Source organism: Peredibacter sp. HCB2-198, from assembly GCF_045999315.1.
GTDB lineage: Bacteria > Bdellovibrionota > Bacteriovoracia > Bacteriovoracales > Bacteriovoracaceae > Peredibacter.
Window position 1 is genome coordinate 2,876,257 of sequence record NZ_CP174607.1, and the last position, 14,881, is coordinate 2,891,137.

The 14,881-nt window shown below is 43.9% G+C and carries 19 protein-coding genes; 11 read left to right on the plus strand and 8 right to left on the minus strand.

Annotated features, from left to right (window positions below; translation table 11 throughout):
- Positions 1-26 precede the first annotated feature (26 nt).
- The 7 genes from ACJVC5_RS14595 (at position 27) to ACJVC5_RS14625 (ending at position 4,275) form a co-directional block, all read left to right on the plus strand.
- Entirely contained in the window at positions 27-722 is a 696-nt protein-coding gene (locus tag ACJVC5_RS14595) for a hypothetical protein (RefSeq protein WP_408096265.1), read from the plus strand.
- Positions 710-1,312 carry a DUF4126 domain-containing protein gene (locus ACJVC5_RS14600; RefSeq protein WP_408096266.1) on the plus strand — a complete coding sequence of 201 codons (603 nt, stop codon included), beginning with the start codon at positions 710-712 and terminating at the stop codon, positions 1,310-1,312. The genes ACJVC5_RS14595 and ACJVC5_RS14600 overlap by 13 nt, the downstream gene beginning before the upstream one ends.
- 65 nt (positions 1,313-1,377) lie before the next feature.
- Positions 1,378-1,839, plus strand: a complete 462-nt coding sequence (locus ACJVC5_RS14605) for a VOC family protein (protein ID WP_408096267.1) — start codon at positions 1,378-1,380, stop codon at positions 1,837-1,839.
- Between the two features lie 115 nt (positions 1,840-1,954).
- Entirely contained in the window at positions 1,955-2,368 is a 414-nt protein-coding gene (locus ACJVC5_RS14610) for a hypothetical protein (protein ID WP_408096268.1), read from the plus strand.
- A 100-nt stretch (positions 2,369-2,468) separates the two neighbouring features.
- Positions 2,469-2,816: a hypothetical protein gene (locus ACJVC5_RS14615; RefSeq protein ID WP_408096269.1), complete on the plus strand. Its 348-nt coding sequence runs from the start codon at positions 2,469-2,471 to the stop codon at positions 2,814-2,816.
- A 76-nt stretch (positions 2,817-2,892) separates the two neighbouring features.
- A complete protein-coding gene (locus ACJVC5_RS14620) occupies positions 2,893-3,276 on the plus strand; it encodes a hypothetical protein (protein WP_408096270.1) in 384 nt (127 codons plus the stop codon).
- 3 nt (positions 3,277-3,279) lie between these two features.
- A complete protein-coding gene (locus tag ACJVC5_RS14625) occupies positions 3,280-4,275 on the plus strand; it encodes an extracellular catalytic domain type 2 short-chain-length polyhydroxyalkanoate depolymerase (RefSeq protein ID WP_408096271.1) in 996 nt (331 codons plus the stop codon).
- Between the two features lie 50 nt (positions 4,276-4,325).
- Here the strand turns inward: ACJVC5_RS14625 and ACJVC5_RS14630 are convergent, their stop codons facing one another.
- From ACJVC5_RS14630 to ACJVC5_RS14640, 3 genes are all read right to left on the minus strand, one after another.
- The gene (locus ACJVC5_RS14630) at positions 4,326-4,745 is read right to left on the minus strand and encodes a hypothetical protein (RefSeq protein WP_408096272.1); all 420 of its coding nucleotides are present in this window, start codon (positions 4,743-4,745) and stop codon (positions 4,326-4,328) included.
- A gap of 28 nt (positions 4,746-4,773) precedes the next feature.
- The gene (locus tag ACJVC5_RS14635) at positions 4,774-5,184 is read right to left on the minus strand and encodes a hypothetical protein (RefSeq protein WP_408096273.1); all 411 of its coding nucleotides are present in this window, start codon (positions 5,182-5,184) and stop codon (positions 4,774-4,776) included.
- Positions 5,185-5,255: 71 nt separating this feature from the next.
- The gene (locus ACJVC5_RS14640; RefSeq protein ID WP_408096274.1) at positions 5,256-5,801 is read right to left on the minus strand and encodes a CAP domain-containing protein; all 546 of its coding nucleotides are present in this window, start codon (positions 5,799-5,801) and stop codon (positions 5,256-5,258) included.
- Between the two features lie 105 nt (positions 5,802-5,906).
- Between ACJVC5_RS14640 and pip the strand changes: the two genes are divergently transcribed.
- A complete protein-coding gene (pip, locus tag ACJVC5_RS14645; RefSeq protein ID WP_408096275.1) occupies positions 5,907-6,854 on the plus strand; it encodes a prolyl aminopeptidase in 948 nt (315 codons plus the stop codon).
- Between the two features lie 43 nt (positions 6,855-6,897).
- Here pip and ACJVC5_RS14650 read toward each other — a convergent pair whose 3' ends face one another.
- The 3 genes from ACJVC5_RS14650 to ACJVC5_RS14660 all read right to left on the minus strand — a co-directional run bounded on the left by ACJVC5_RS14650 (position 6,898) and on the right by ACJVC5_RS14660 (position 8,150).
- The gene (locus tag ACJVC5_RS14650; protein WP_408096276.1) at positions 6,898-7,398 is read right to left on the minus strand and encodes a hypothetical protein; all 501 of its coding nucleotides are present in this window, start codon (positions 7,396-7,398) and stop codon (positions 6,898-6,900) included.
- Between the two features lie 103 nt (positions 7,399-7,501).
- Positions 7,502-7,699, minus strand: a complete 198-nt coding sequence (locus ACJVC5_RS14655) for a hypothetical protein (protein WP_408096277.1) — start codon at positions 7,697-7,699, stop codon at positions 7,502-7,504.
- A 73-nt stretch (positions 7,700-7,772) separates the two neighbouring features.
- Entirely contained in the window at positions 7,773-8,150 is a 378-nt protein-coding gene (locus tag ACJVC5_RS14660; RefSeq protein ID WP_408096278.1) for a hypothetical protein, read from the minus strand.
- Between the two features lie 153 nt (positions 8,151-8,303).
- Here ACJVC5_RS14660 and ACJVC5_RS14665 point away from each other — a divergent pair, with 153 nt between their 5' ends.
- Positions 8,304-9,713, plus strand: a complete 1,410-nt coding sequence (locus ACJVC5_RS14665) for a S28 family serine protease (protein WP_408096279.1) — start codon at positions 8,304-8,306, stop codon at positions 9,711-9,713.
- Positions 9,714-9,772: 59 nt separating this feature from the next.
- On the opposite strand, the gene ACJVC5_RS14670 is transcribed toward ACJVC5_RS14665, so the two are convergent.
- The gene (locus ACJVC5_RS14670; protein ID WP_408096280.1) at positions 9,773-10,258 is read right to left on the minus strand and encodes a hypothetical protein; all 486 of its coding nucleotides are present in this window, start codon (positions 10,256-10,258) and stop codon (positions 9,773-9,775) included.
- A gap of 157 nt (positions 10,259-10,415) precedes the next feature.
- Between ACJVC5_RS14670 and ACJVC5_RS14675 the strand changes: the two genes are divergently transcribed.
- On the plus strand, positions 10,416-12,242 hold the full coding sequence (locus tag ACJVC5_RS14675) for a phospholipase D-like domain-containing protein (RefSeq protein ID WP_408096281.1): 1,827 nt from the start codon (positions 10,416-10,418) through the stop codon (positions 12,240-12,242).
- Here the strand turns inward: ACJVC5_RS14675 and ACJVC5_RS14680 are convergent.
- Positions 12,211-12,585 (minus strand): hypothetical protein, encoded by a 375-nt coding sequence (locus ACJVC5_RS14680; protein ID WP_408096282.1) that lies wholly within the window; start codon positions 12,583-12,585, stop codon positions 12,211-12,213. The two genes, ACJVC5_RS14675 and ACJVC5_RS14680, sit on opposite strands and share 32 nt — an antisense overlap.
- Before the next feature lie 77 nt (positions 12,586-12,662).
- Between ACJVC5_RS14680 and ACJVC5_RS14685 the strand changes: the two genes are divergently transcribed.
- Positions 12,663-14,612, plus strand: a complete 1,950-nt coding sequence (locus ACJVC5_RS14685) for a hypothetical protein (protein WP_408096283.1) — start codon at positions 12,663-12,665, stop codon at positions 14,610-14,612.
- The last annotated feature ends 269 nt before the right edge of the window (positions 14,613-14,881 follow it).

The following is a 14,881-nucleotide window of genomic DNA, read 5'->3' on the forward strand; positions in this document are numbered from 1 at the left end:
AAATCCGGGCCTAATAGAATCAATGCATGAAAAATTGGTTTCTTATTTTCCTATTGGTTTCTACTCAGGCCTTTGCTCACTTAGATGAAGTGTTTCCCTTTGCCGCAGGAACGAAGCTTTCTCGCACCCGTTTTAGAACTGTCATCCAAATCCTCAAAACCAAGTTTTCTCCCTTGTCTCAAAGGGACGGTCGAGTTTTGGAGTTTTATACAGACTATGAATCAGACTGGGCCCAAGGGTTTGCCCGCCGCTGGGAAACAGATCAAGTTCATATTTATGGAGGGCTCGCGGCCATTCCAAATGTGACGGAAGATTCTTTCGCGTTAGTGGTTTGTCATGAACTCGGTCACCTTTACGGAGGCGTTCCTTATTCGGATTCACATAATCGCATTGCTGTCGAGGGGCAGGCCGACTACTGGGCGACACTTCGTTGCTTTAAAGAGGTCGTGGTAGAGTTACCAAAACTTGTTCCCAGTAAAAATGCCCTGGAACTTTGTCACGATGAAGAGGTCTGTGCTCGAGCACTCGATGCGGCCTTGGTCCTTACCGCTTTCTACGCTGACAATAGATCTATTCCACATCCAAAACTGAACACACCTGACACTACTGTTGTAACCGAAGTGTTGAAAACTCACCCAGAGCCTCAATGCCGCTTAGACACCTATAAGGCCGGGGTCTTTGGGTCCAAACCACCAACTTGCTGGATGCCATGGAATATTTAAACACCACCAACATCATTAGTTTCTTAATTGGAATCTCTCTAGCGGCCTGCGCTGGCTTCAGAATTTTTGTTCCATTACTTATAAGCTCTGTAGCTTTCAAATTTGGATGGATTTCTCCGATTGAGAGTCTTAAGTGGTTAGGTTCTACTGAGGCCTTAATCATCTTCGCAGTTGCGGCGATTTTTGAATCTCTGGCCTTTCTGATCCCTTGGCTTGATCATGCTTTTGATGTGATGGCCGCGCCTCTGGCGGCCGTGGCGGGGATGGTGCTTGCTTCGGCCGTGATGAAAGACATGCCACCGTCACTTCAAATTGGTTTAGGGATCATTGCAGGGGGTGGTACGGCCGGAATGGTGCACGCAACGAGCAGTCTTCTTCGTCTGGGATCAACCAAGATGACAGGTGGTCTAGGAAATCCCATCTTCGCAAAAATTGAAACTCTTATCTCAGGTATCGGGTCCCTGCTGGCAATCTTTCTTCCTATTATTATGATCTTGGGATTGGTGATCTTTTTTGGTGGAGCTTACTGGATTTTGAAGAAGACCATTCTAAGAAGTAAATCTTCAGACACGCCAAATTTAAAAAACTAAAGCACTTCTTTTTTGACCCGCTGAACGAAAGTTTTATATTTTCTTCTTAAGATCAAGGAGGGTCTATGGAAACAAATGTAGAGCCAATTCCTAAGGGGTATCACTCCTTAACGCCTTATCTCATTGTAAATGATGCTCAAAAGGCCATCAAATTTTATGAGAAGGTCTTTGGTGCTAAAGAACTTTATCGCATGGATGCACCGAACGGTAAAATCGGACATTGTGAAATTGAAATCGGTGATTCGAAAATTATGCTGGCCGATGAATTTCCAGATCGAGGAGCGGTGGCACCAACTCAAGGTGGGAGAGCATTCTCTTTAGTTCTCTATGTCACTAATGTGGATGAAGTATTTGATGATGCCATTGATAACGGCGGCGTGATTGTTCATCCGGTAAAAGATCAGTTCTATGGAGACCGAATGGGAACATTTCGAGATCCATTCGGACATGAATGGAGTGTCGGAACTCATGTTGAAGACGTATCCCCTGAAGAAATGATTGCGCGATCTAAAGAAATGTTTAGCTAGTACTGGAATTGTTAAGACTAAGTTATTTTTACAGAACGAGAAGTCCATCACTTTACTTGGAACCGTCCAATTTGTTACTTAAGGGCCCAAAGTAACATTCATTTTGGAGGTTCTGATGAAACCAGTTTCATCTCTTCTAGTGCTTTCAGTGTTCTTCCTTTTAATGACTCATGCTCATGCCGCTACAATTCCTTCGATGAAGGACTGCACTCTTGCTCTTTATAAGGCCAATCCATGGCAATCCGTTTACACCGTAGAAGATTCCCGTGTGACAGGTCCAGAAGCAGCGGAAGTTGTGCGCACTCTGAGATTAAATCGTGCTTCGATTAACACGCAGGTGGATCTTCTCAATGTTCCTCGTTATGACGTGATCACGAAGAAAATTCTTCTTGATAAGCGTGGTGTTGATCCAAAGGCCTGTGAAGGTGTTCTTTCAGCTCTAAAAGTTACCATCTGTACCGAAGACGCCTCTATTGCCGCATGCGAAACTCGCTGCGAATTTAAGTGGGTCGGAGCAGATTGCCGTTAATCAAAATTTATCCCCAAGGACCGGTCCCACAATAGATGGGCCGGTCCTCTCTGTGGTAGCAAATGGAAAGTGAGTCTTACCTTCTTTAAAAGGAGCTACCATGAAATATTTTTTCTCCGTTCTTCTTTTTCTAGTTATGTCGCCGGCCTTCGCTGTGACTTGGACTTATCAAGTAAATATCAATAACAATAAAGGCGTGGTTAAACCCCTGGATCCGACGCGAAATACCTTCGAGGCCGGAAATCATTACTGTGAAGTCACTCCTATTGTCGTGAATAATCAAACTGAATTCCGTTCTCTCAACTGTGCCGTTGGAAGCGGGACCGTGGGTACCGGTGGGCTTTGTACAAGAAGGGCCGCTAAGGTCGCTTCAGTACAATATGCCATTCTCAATATTAGCGACCCTAAGAACGTCATAAATGTCGTGGTAGCATGTAATTTTGAATAGAACGGGGGCCTTCTGGCCCCTTTTCATTGACCCTCATACAGAACCGTGGTTTAAGGCCCCTACATAAGGAAATAAGATGAAATCGACCCTGGTTTTCATACTCTCACTCACGTCCTTATCGGCCCTGGCACAAAGAATGTGTCCTGCCCGGACCTTTGAACTCGTTGCTTGCAAAGAGCAAAATTCAATTTCCATCTCAATCTGTGAAAACAAAGAGAATAAGCTCGCCATGGTCTACCGTCGTTCTCCGAGCGAGAATGCTGAGATTTATGAGACCAAGTTCGAAGAAAATCATTCTCATTATATTTTTAAGCGAGTCTCAGATTCTGAGGAGCAAATGGAGCTTCAGGTAGTGAAGACCATTGATGATCACACGAGCGCCTTTTTTTCTTATTCAACCCCAACAGTCCAAGCACAAATAACCTTCAGATGTCTCACACGTCTACAAACCCAATGGTAAACTATGAAATGGCTTTTAACTCTCACGCTTTTTCCTCTCACAACTTTCGCTTCATCTAAAATCACTGTGTCCGGAATTTCATCCGGTGCGTACATGGCCCAGCAGTTTCACACCGCTTACTCATCTGAAGTATCAGGAGTAGGGATTGTGGCGGGAGGCCCTTATTACTGCGCTGGTGGACAGGCGATGCTTGCCATGGGCCGTTGTATGAAAACCAATATGGGGTCACCAATTGCTGAGCAGTCTGTTTACGCTTCTAAGATTCTGGCCATGAACGGATTGATTGATCCGGTTCAAAATATCGCGAGTTCTCGCGTGTATATTTTCTCAGGTCGAAACGACGATACGGTTTATCCAAAAGTGGTGGACGCTACGGTTGAAACTTATCGTCTTTGGGGCGTTCATCCACGAAATATCCGTTATGAAAATAAATCAAATGCGGGCCACACCTTTCCAACTGTAGGGTTTGGTAACCCTTGTGAAACTCCCGGTCAAATTCCCTTCATCTCAAAATGCGGAAAGGACGTAGCAGGTGAAATCCTGAATCACCTGTTGGGGCCATTACATCGTAAGGTCACTCCACGATCAAATCGTTTCTTCACTGTGAATCAGTTGGCCGGAATGTATCCGGCGGAAGTGGCCATCGCGAACATGGGCCAGAAGGCCTTCGCTTATGTTCCAGATGGATGTGAATACCCGGACGCCAATGGCTGTGCTGTTCATGTGGCCTTCCACGGCTGTAAACAGACCCTGGATGACATTAAAACGACTTTCATTAAAGAGACCGGCTACAACGCCTGGGCAGAATCCAATCGCATTGTAGTGATTTATCCGCAGGCCAAAACAAACCCGGTGACGAATCCAAATGGATGTTGGGACTGGTGGGGATATTCTGGCCCGTATTATCACACGCAACAAGGTGTTCAGTTAAAACAAGTCTACAAGATGATTAAGAACATTAAGGAAGGAAGACTGAAGCTGGAACCGGTGAAAATTTAAGAGAGAAAAAAACTGGTGTTGAAGAACTCAACACCAGTTAAAGCTAAGAATTAGTTTCTACGAAAATTTACGATACATTCAACTTTGTGCTCGAATTGTTCATTCATCACGACCACTCGATCTGCTACTACAACATATTGTTTGCCAGTAACATCCGCTCTAGTACGAACTAGATTTTCATTAAAACCATCATTCGTGCTGTAAGAAGTTGAAGAAAGAAACTGAGTCGTTCCCCAAAGTCTATAAACAGAACCGAATTCAACTAAACGACTGCGAGTATAGCGACCATTCGTGGCGCTGACTCTGACACCATTGGCCTCTTCACGTACAGTCACAGAACATCGCTCGTTGGCAAAGCGACCAGAGTAATTACCAACAGGAAGAACTGAAGTCAGGGCCTCAGTAGCGTCCATTTCTTGAGCGAAGGCACTTCCGGAAACGAGGGCGAGAGCAATTAAAAGCATTTTCATAAATTCTCCAGTGAGAGTTGGTTATTTTTTATAGATCAACAACACACTCCACGGCCATTTCATAGTTATTACGGTTAGCAATGAAGTGGTCGGCCACTACCACATATTGTTGAGTCTCTGTTACAGGCGTCGTTCTTAGGATGTTTTCTCTTGTCCCATCGTTTGTAGCGAATTTCTCAGTAGACAAAAATTGTCCCTGACGACGAGCAAAGTAAACAGATCCACGGGCAACTTCTCTAACACGAACAAGACTGTCGTTAGAAGCTGTTACCTGAACTCCGTTAGCAGTTTTTTTTACAGAAACTTTACATGGGCGATTATTGTAAGAACCAGAGTATGAACCAACTGGAAGAATGGCAGTTAGAACGTCAGTAGCGTCTGGAATTTGAGCGAATGCAGTTGAAGATAACAGAACGAGGGCCGTTACTAGTAATTTCATAAAGGTCTCCTATTGAGTTTGGAGACCTTTATAGTACGTTCACATCTTAGCGATAAGTAAAAATGTAAGTTTTATAGCTCTAAGAAAATCTGGGTCCAGTAGAGTGTACCTGAGGCACTTTTGGCATATCCAAAGCCTGTATGCGTTGCACGAGGCTGTTCAATATTTGCTCGGTGCCCCGAAGAATTCATCCAAGAGTTGAAGGCCGCCTGAGGAGTTTTTTGGCCATAGGCCACGTTCTCGGCGCAGAGATTTCCACCACCTAGAATGGCACGGGCCTGACTACAGCGTGATGAAAACCCAGTGTGACCAAAGGCCACGGTTCCGTTGGCCATATTTTGGCTATGGGTTTGAGCGATTTTCTCCATTCCAGGGTCATGAATGAGGGCACGAAGTCCCAGGCCTTGACGGTGATCATTCACGAGGTCCATGAATTCCTCAGTCCAGGTCTGGGTGGGAGTCGTGGTACTTCCACCGGTTGTGGTTCCGGTAGTTCCGCCTCCGCTTCCAGCAGTCGAATCATCAACTACTGATTGGTCGGATGAGGAAGTTTCCTCACCAGGGTTTTTATTACAAGCTGAGACTAATAAAAGTGTGATTAAAAATAGTGTTTTCATTTCTTCATTGTGAATTCATTCGGGGAACACCGCAATCCGGGGAAAAAAATTGTCTTCCACAATTTCCCAACAATTTGATACGTTTAGCTCTTCAAAGGATTGTTTATGAGAGAATTTTATCCAGAAATTGAGCCATTTCAGACGGGCCATTTGCAAGTGAGTGATCTTCACTCGATTTATTTTGAACAAGTAGGAAACCCCAACGGAAAACCAGTGGTGTTTGTTCACGGTGGACCGGGCGGCGGTATTGATCCATCCATGAGAAGATTTTTTGATCCAAAAGTTTGGAGAATTGTTCTCTTTGATCAGCGTGGATGTGGAAACTCAAAACCGTTTTCAGAATTAAAAGATAACACCACCTGGGATCTCGTGAGTGACATGGAAAAGCTTCGGATGGAGCTTAATATTGAAAAGTGGACGGTGTTTGGTGGCTCATGGGGATCGACCCTGGCCCTTTCATACGCCATTAATCACGCTAATCGCGTGACGGGACTTATCCTGCGCGGAATATTTCTTCTCCGAAAAAAAGAAATTGATTGGTTTTACCAAGATGGAGCGAGCTATTTGTTCCCGGACGCTTGGGCAAAATATCTTGAACCCATTCCTGAAGTTGAACGACATGATCTTGTGACAGCGTTTTATAAGCGCCTCACTTCACCGGTAAAAGAAATTAGGACTACCGCCGCCAAGGCCTGGTCGGTTTGGGAAGGATCGACCTCGAAGCTTTTCTTTGATCCGAAATTTGTCGAACGCTTTGATGGGGACGAATTCGCAGACGCCTTCGCCCGCATTGAGTGCCATTATTTCGTGAATAAAGGTTTTTTCCCTGAAGACGGTTGGATCCTTAAGAACGTGGACAAAATTCGCCATATCCCGGCCTGGATCGTTCAAGGACGCTATGATGTGGTTTGTCCTGCGACTTCGGCCTATGAGTTAAATCAAGCCTGGCCTGAGTCTAAGCTCTTTATCATTCCGGACGCGGGCCACTCGGCCTCAGAACCTGGGATCAAATCAAAACTTATAGAAGCGACGGATTTTTTCGGAAAGCTCTAAACGAAAAAGGGGACCAGTGGTCCCCTTTTTTATTGGATCTGAATTAGAAGTGGATATCGTCGTATTCGCCACCAACGCGAGCAGGGAATTCAGAGTAGTTGTCGTAAGAATCACGGTGTGAATCACGACGACCGAATTCATCTTCTACTGCATCTGGATTCTCAGATACGCCTCTGTCATCGTAACCTTGGCCACCAGAGTAACCACCGCCATCAATGCGCTTACGACAAGAAACGTTACCGTTTTTAACAATACATTTTTCGTAAGAAGCTACGCGCTTGTAATCAACCAGGCGACAAGAGTTGTTTCTGTTACAAATGTAGATGCCTTTAACAACTTCATAAACATGAACGCCCCATTGAACCACAAGTTTACCTGCGAGGTAGTTTGTGTTTTTAATCGGCTTAAGCGTCTGGCTTTGGAAGATAACTTTATGTTTCATTGGACCAAGAGTGCGAACTCTTTGAACGCTAACATTTTGAGCGTGAGCAACATTTAGAACAAAAAAGACAGCAAGTGCGAGAGTTGAGAGAATATGTTTCATGTGTCCTCCTGATAAAATATTTTTAATGCACCTCTAGATAATCTTTTTAAGGACCGAATTAAAGGTGCTTCTGAAATATTTACCGGAAAAAATGAAACTTTTTTTAGACGTGGGTACTTTCTTCGCGATAATGGCCCACCGCCGGTCTTCTCATGGTGGCAATTTTCATTCTGAGGTAGCCAGTTCCGATGCGGTAGAGGGCCTTGAATTTCGTCATGTTCATGGTCTTCATTTCTTCCCAAAGGTAGAGAAGAGAGCCTTTGATCATGCGGGATTTTCCTGACTCATTTTTTTTGGTCATACATTCCTCCTCTTTAACCTTGTTAAAGAAGCAGAAATGATGCCAGGAGAATGGGGAGAGTAAGCTGTGGATTTTAAGTCTGTAGCCAGCAGCTCATGGCAATGTTGCGGTAATCAATGCCATAGGCAGGGACATAAAGTCTCGACATGACGCCGGTTTTCCGAATTGGATTACTTAGTTTTCCTTCAGCAATATCACCCTGGCCATTTGACATGCGGAAGGTGCGGGCCATAAGGCTTAGGCTCACATCATATCCGGTGAAAGTGGCCACTCGACGGCCATCCACGATAACTTCGCCGGTAAGATTTTCGATATAATCAATGTCGGTCATATTGGCAGTGAAAGAGACTTTCTTCCCTTGATAAACACCAGAACAACCACCTTTTCCAGGACCGGCCGGAAAGGCCAGGGAAGATGTGAGAAGTAGAAGTGAAAAAAGTAATTTTTTCATTGAGAGCTCCTGTGTTTAGGCCACTATAGACCCGAAACCTATTTGGACCTAGGCTCCCTGTAAAATTGTAAGATGAAGATAGGGGCTAAAAACTTGATCTCATCCTTAGTTATTGATATTAAAGACCACCCCAAAGTCTGCTAAGGAGACCTCATGTCTTTTAAATTTCTTGCCCTAGGTCTGGCCCTGACCGCATCTCTCTCTGCCCTGGCCGTGAACCATGGACATTTCTTTCACAAACAATCACTTCTGATGCAATCAAATTCACCAGAAGGTGCTTATTTAAAACTTCGTGCCGATGGAACAATGAGATCAGAGGAAGTTGGTTTTTATAATCAAAAGCTTGATCACAAAAACCCGAATTCTCCAATTTTCAAACAACGTTTCTTTGTTGATTCAAAATATGCTTCAGGACCTGAGGCCCCAGTTTTCCTCATCATCTGCGGAGAGTGGAACTGCGGCGGTACAGGATCTTCTTCATTCGTAGAGAGCATGGCCAAAAACATGAAGGGCCACCTGGTTTCTCTTGAACACCGTTATTATGGTGAGTCTCTTCCAACTTCTAACCTTACGGCCCAGAATCTGCAGCATTTAAGTTTAGAAGCTGCTCTTATGGATATTGCTACTTTCCAGCAAGACCTGATGAAAACTCGTGGCTGGACAGGTAAGTGGATCGTTGCCGGTGGCTCATATGCCGGTACACTTGCTGCTTTCTACCGTCTTAAATTCCCAACCCTCGCTGCAGGTGCCCTGGCCTCTTCAGCTCCGGTTCTGATGAAGAATCGTTTTATTGAATACGATGCCCACATTGCATCTGTTATCAACCAGACATCTTGCGGTGATAAAGTTCGTGAAGCAGTTAAGCTTATCGAAGATAAACTAGAAACTCCGGAAGGCACTCAAGAAGTGAAGTCACTTTTTAGGGCCACAGATGTTGTTAATAACAAAGATTTCCTTTACGTGGTGGCGGACATGCTGGCAGCAGCGGTTCAGTACGGCCGTGATAAGGTTTTCTGTCAGGCCCTAACGTCTAATCCGGACCTGGTTCAAGGATATGCTAAAGGTGGTCTCACAGTTCTTACATCAATGGGCTCAACTCCATTTGAAATCTCTCTTGCGGTTGCGGAACGTGTGAACGTAACTGAGAACGATAATATGCGCCAGTGGATGTGGCAGAGCTGTCGTCAATTTGGTTGGTTCCAGGTTGCTAACGGCACAGGTGCTGGCACCTCTCGCTCGTCTCAGATTGACTTAGCTTACCACCAGGAAGTTTGCGCTCGTCTTTATAAGCAACCAATGACGGCCAATGAGTCGCTTAACCGCACTTACTACAATCAATTATTCAGCCCGGTGATGAACAATATTATTTTCACCAACGGTTCAAATGACCCTTGGTTGACTCTTTCTGTAACTGAAAGAACGACTCAAAGAAACCCTGGCTTTGATTTATTTATGATTCAAGGTGCTGCCCACTGTGATGATTTACGTCTTTCAATGAATAACCCGGCGATGATGAGTGCTCAGGCGCAAATCACGAAGGTTGTTACTGAGTGGTTAAAGTAATTTAAACTTGAGATACAAAAGTAAGGGCCCCATTTGGGGCCCTTTTTATTTGGGAAAGATTAAAGATCAACATCAAGTGAAATAACGTTTGTGTCCTTGATGGTACAAACCGCTTCTACACCTGGGCGAACACCTTTGGTACAAGAAAGGTTGGCGACTTCTTTCGTAGAGGCCCCAACGCGATTAATGGCCGTTCTGTTATCCAGGGCCTTAAAAAGTTCAGTGGCAAGTTTGCCTGAGAATTTAACCGTACCAGAGAGACCTCTGCCGCGAACAACTTCTGCTTTTTGAGAAGCACGAAGGATGAACATAAAACCTGATTCATCACTCTCGATGTTGGATTCATCAGCAATCTGAATCACTTTTTTACCGCGAGCATCGGCCTGTACATTAAGAAGGCCATAGATCTGCTTAGCGTCTCTCACTGATGTTTTTAAGGGAATACTTTGATATGTGGCACCGTCGATTCCAAATCCACCTTGAGTGATGACTTCGGCATGGACCGCAAAGCTAAGACAGCAAAGCATAAGAGCTAGTTTTTTCATATAAAAACCTCCGGGGTTTAATTGTCGAGATGCTAGTTCCTAACCTTATCTGGAGCAATGGGGCATGTAGGAATCGACCTGACTAACTTTTAGACGGCCTTTGTAATAACTGCCACTGGGCCACACTTACTTCCTTGTTCCTTTTAGAATCTGGAGCATGAGAAATCTCATTGTCTTGTCCGTCCTTTCCGTGACGTCGCTTCATGCGGCATCTATCTTTGTGCCTGAGAATGGGAAGTTTAAGTACAATCTCGCAGGAATTACTCAGAACTTTAAGAATCATCAGAATAACTATGTCACATTAAAACCTGAATTCTCGCATTCAACGGAAGTCTATAAATTAGATGCTCTTCGAAATGAATATCAGATCAAGGACTATTACGAGCGTGATCTCTATCTCTTGCAGGACATGTTTGTTTTAGATTCAGAGGCCTATCTAAAATCTCAAGATGCGCGGACGTTTAATGAGGCCAAGAGAAATCAATACTCAAAATTTATCTTTGATAATAAGAAATTGACTCATCGTAAGACTTCTCCGGCCATGAAAGAGTGGGGAGGTCTGACTCACCCACCAGTAAAAAAGCTCACCATGCCTCTTCCAAAGTATGATGAGAACTTCGCTTCCCTTGATTATAAGAAAATGTCCTCTCCGTATTTTAATGTGAATCTTCAAAAAGAAATTGATCAGGTCTCCCGCTCAGAATTGACCTTTGGAAATACGGTGAAGGCCCTGGCCGACCATGATTCCTTTGTCGCAAAAAAACGCCTCATTAAAAATGCGACCACAACCATCTTCATGTCCTCGTTGGTCTTTGTCTGCGATAAAAGCACCAAAGAGTTAGTTGAGCTTCTCATAGATAAACACCATGAAGGTGTGGATGTAAAAATCATTGCTGATGGAACAGTCGGAAAGGTTTTGGGCCACCGTGAGTGCTTAATTCAGATGAGGGACGCTGGAATCAATGTGATTGAGACCAAGGACTTCTTTAAGCATAAACTCAAGGCGATCTATCACACCAAAACGCTAATGGTAGATTTTAAAGAGGCGATTGCCGGCGGACATAACATGCTCGATGCCGATAATTTGTCTCGTGGGACGGATTTCCAGAATCGTGACATTGACCTTTATATTAAGGGGCCAATGGTCTCGGATGTGGTGAAACAGTTTTTAGAAAACTGGGCCTACCAAGTTTCACTCAATCCGGAACATCCACTCCTTCCTGGTTATGAGTACTATTTAAAGCAGCAGCTAAAAATTGAGAGAGAAAAAGGACTTCGTGGGCAAAGTCAGTACGCGCGTATTTTAAATAATCCGGCCACTCGTATGAATGGGGTATGTCGCTTCATTAAACAGGCCCCTTATGAAGATCGTCACACGATCGGTAAGGCCTATTTAAAACTTTTGCCATTAGTGAGTAAGCATCTGGTGATTACTGATCCAGTGAAGGGTGACACTTATACTGACAATCCTAAAAAGGCCGCCATGACGGACAAGCTAGATAACTTCGATATGTTTAATCAGCTCCATCTCGCCACTCAAGCGCTCGCTCGTAGTGGAAAGAAGATTGATTACATTACCACTAACATTAATATGGCCGGTAATGAAAATGTGGCCATGATGAATGATCGAATTAAGGAACAGCTAGGAGCAGGTAAGGAGATGGCCGCAAACTTCAGTCTCTTTAAACTCGTTCTGACTAATGAATATTTTGGTGTTCCTCATTACGAGAACCTCCTGAAGGACTGGTATCCACACAAAAGTGTTCACATCTGGAAACACATGAGCTTCATGCATTCGAAGATTTTTTACTTCGATCGTGTCGTTTCATCTGTTGGAAGCTTAAATTTTCATCACAATGCCACTGACCAGGCCTATGAATCCACCGCGATTTGTATGGATGAAAAACTAAACGCTGAACTAGATCAGATACTGGTTCAGGACATGGCCAATTCTATTCCTCTGATTTTTCAGGGGCGTAAATAGTTTTAATAGGCGGGCATGTTCCATTCTGCTCAAAGGCCAAAATGATACCGTCTTTGATACTGAAGGCATTATCGCAATTGTAATAAGGGAGTCCCATACAACCGCCAAGACTCTGACAGTAGGCCGAAGATTGATACCGTGACTGGTCTCTAAAGATCCAAGTCTCGGCCCCATCTGCGTGTTTTTTCTTGTTAACTGGTAAGTCTCTGAAGTATGAATGTTTTTTTAATTCCTCTACTGAATGGCCCTTCCAAGATTCTAAAGCAACTTCTCGTTGTTCTTTAGTGGTCGACGAGCAGGCCATGAATAGAAGAGTGAATGAAAGAAGTATGATTTGTGTCATAACGACCGCCTTCTAAGAGTGACTATATTACGGCCACTCTAGGAGTAACCTTAAACCTTACTTAAAAATTGTTTATTATGAAATTTACAGCATTGATTCTCGGTATTCTGATCCTCGTTACTCAAGAAGCATCTGCTTCCCGTGAATGTAAAAACGGTAAATGGCGTGCTGCTGCTGAACAAATTGCGCGCATGAAACTGGAAGGTGAACTTGATCTGATTGATTTAGATCTGTTCCCTGGTGGAAGTTTTGTTGCAGGTTTTGAGTACGAAGTAGAGCCGGCCCACACCAAAGGTCTTTATTCTCGTACCGACTCTTGGCAAGTAAGTACGAAGGCCATCCCAGGTAGAACGGTTGAAGTGGGTGGATTCGATGTGGGTCTAAACGGTGGTTTAAAAAACCAAATTGAAGCTAATTTTGTTCGTTTTATCAAAGATCCATGTGAGGCCATCGCTGCCAATCCGTATACGCCAAAAAGAATTCCTCTGAAGGCAAGCATCGCCCTTGGACCTAAATTTAATGTGGGTGATTACTTCTTCTTTAAAGGTTCTCTGGGATTTGTGGCAAGTGCTGAGCTTCTTCAACTCCTGAGTTCTTCAGCTTGGGGAGTGAGCTTCTCGGCCGGTTACATGATGGAAGGTTTCTATAAGCTTCACATCGTTAGAATTGATGAAACCCATGTTCGTCTTAAAGTCATCGCTCACCGTGGTCACGGAGTTTCCGGATCAATTGGTCTGGGCTACCAAAATGACTTTGAAGTGTTCCAGATTGATCGTCTAAACGATCTTCTTGAAGACTGGGTCAATACAAAACCGATCGAGCTTACTGCTTCTAAAAATAAGAGCAAGGTCTTCATGGTGGACTACGTTCTTGATCTGACTGATCCGGAAGTTATCCACGCTTACGATACTCTTCTTAAAAAAGTCAGAGAGTTTAAAAACATCAACCTCATTAAACCTTTCAAAAACGATCCGGATCTTGAAGGCAACGTCCTTCTGGACCTTCGTGAGCTTGAAGATATTTATCGTCGCGATTACCAAAACGGAACTGTGGCAAGAATTAAGCGTAACCTTCGCACAAACTCTCACCAGAACTCTTTTGGGATGAGCCTGGAAGTTGGTAACCGCATTCTTGGTTATGAATGGGACAAAAACAACTCAACTGCCATGATGAGTGTGAAGCAAGATAACGATACTATTGATCGCTTCATGCTTAAGTCATGGGGCACGTCTCGTGAAAGCCGTTTCTTCTATTCATGGTCTAAGGCCAAATCTCATGATTCACTAAACGCTCTATTTGCGGCCGATGATGAAAAGTTTAACTATCTTCGTCCGATCAACATCGTTAAATACAAAAGCCGTAAGAAGAACCGCTTTAAGTATAAAGAGTTCCAGAAGCTTAAGCTTCTCATGAAGAAGTCTCTTCCAACTGAAATCTATGAAGGCATTCCTTGGTCAACATGGAACCAAGGCAAAGATGATAAATTTACGAACTATGGTCTTCGTTTTGAACTTCTTCTTGCTCCCGAAGCGATCACTGAAACAATGCCGCTTACGCGTAAAGATGTGAAAGTCTTCTTCAAGGATTACTTAAAGAGCAAAGATCTTGGGCCTCGTGACTTCTTCCCGGCCTATTTCAATAATCAAAGCGGTGAACAACTGTCTCCAGAGGAGCAGTTTAACCTTAGCCTGGATGATTTCGCCGCTAAGATGGAATACGGTCTGGATAAGGCCAAACCTGCAGTTGAACGTCTGGAAATGTTCAACCGTATGAAGAGCAATGTACTGTTTGAGGAAAGCGGATTTGGATTCATGATGTATCTTCAACAGGACAAGATGGCGTCTAATTACCATTTGGATCTAGATATCTCTTCTAACGAAGCCATCATTGATTACTCATATGGTGACGATCAGCTGTCGGCCCTTTATAAAAAGCTTCTGACTATTAAGGCGGCCCTGGATGACGATGCCCTTGATATCATCCGTGAGGCAGAGTCTCTTTCAGTTTCTACTTCTCCGTTAATTTAAATTTGTCATTCTCACCTGAGTCATGCTCAGGTGAGAATTCCTCTTTGCATATTCCTCACTAAAACATTTCAGTTCTCTCATTTAATTCACATAGGATAACTTACTTAAGAAAACTCATGCCTGAAACAGTGGCGAGTGCCTTAAAATAAGAGCGTGAAATCCATGGAGGGATTTGATGGGGCGCTCGTGGTGGGCCAATAGCAAAAAAGCCTTTCTTATACTTCTGATTATTTTTTCCCTCATTCACTTAGGGACAATGCTTCTGCGCC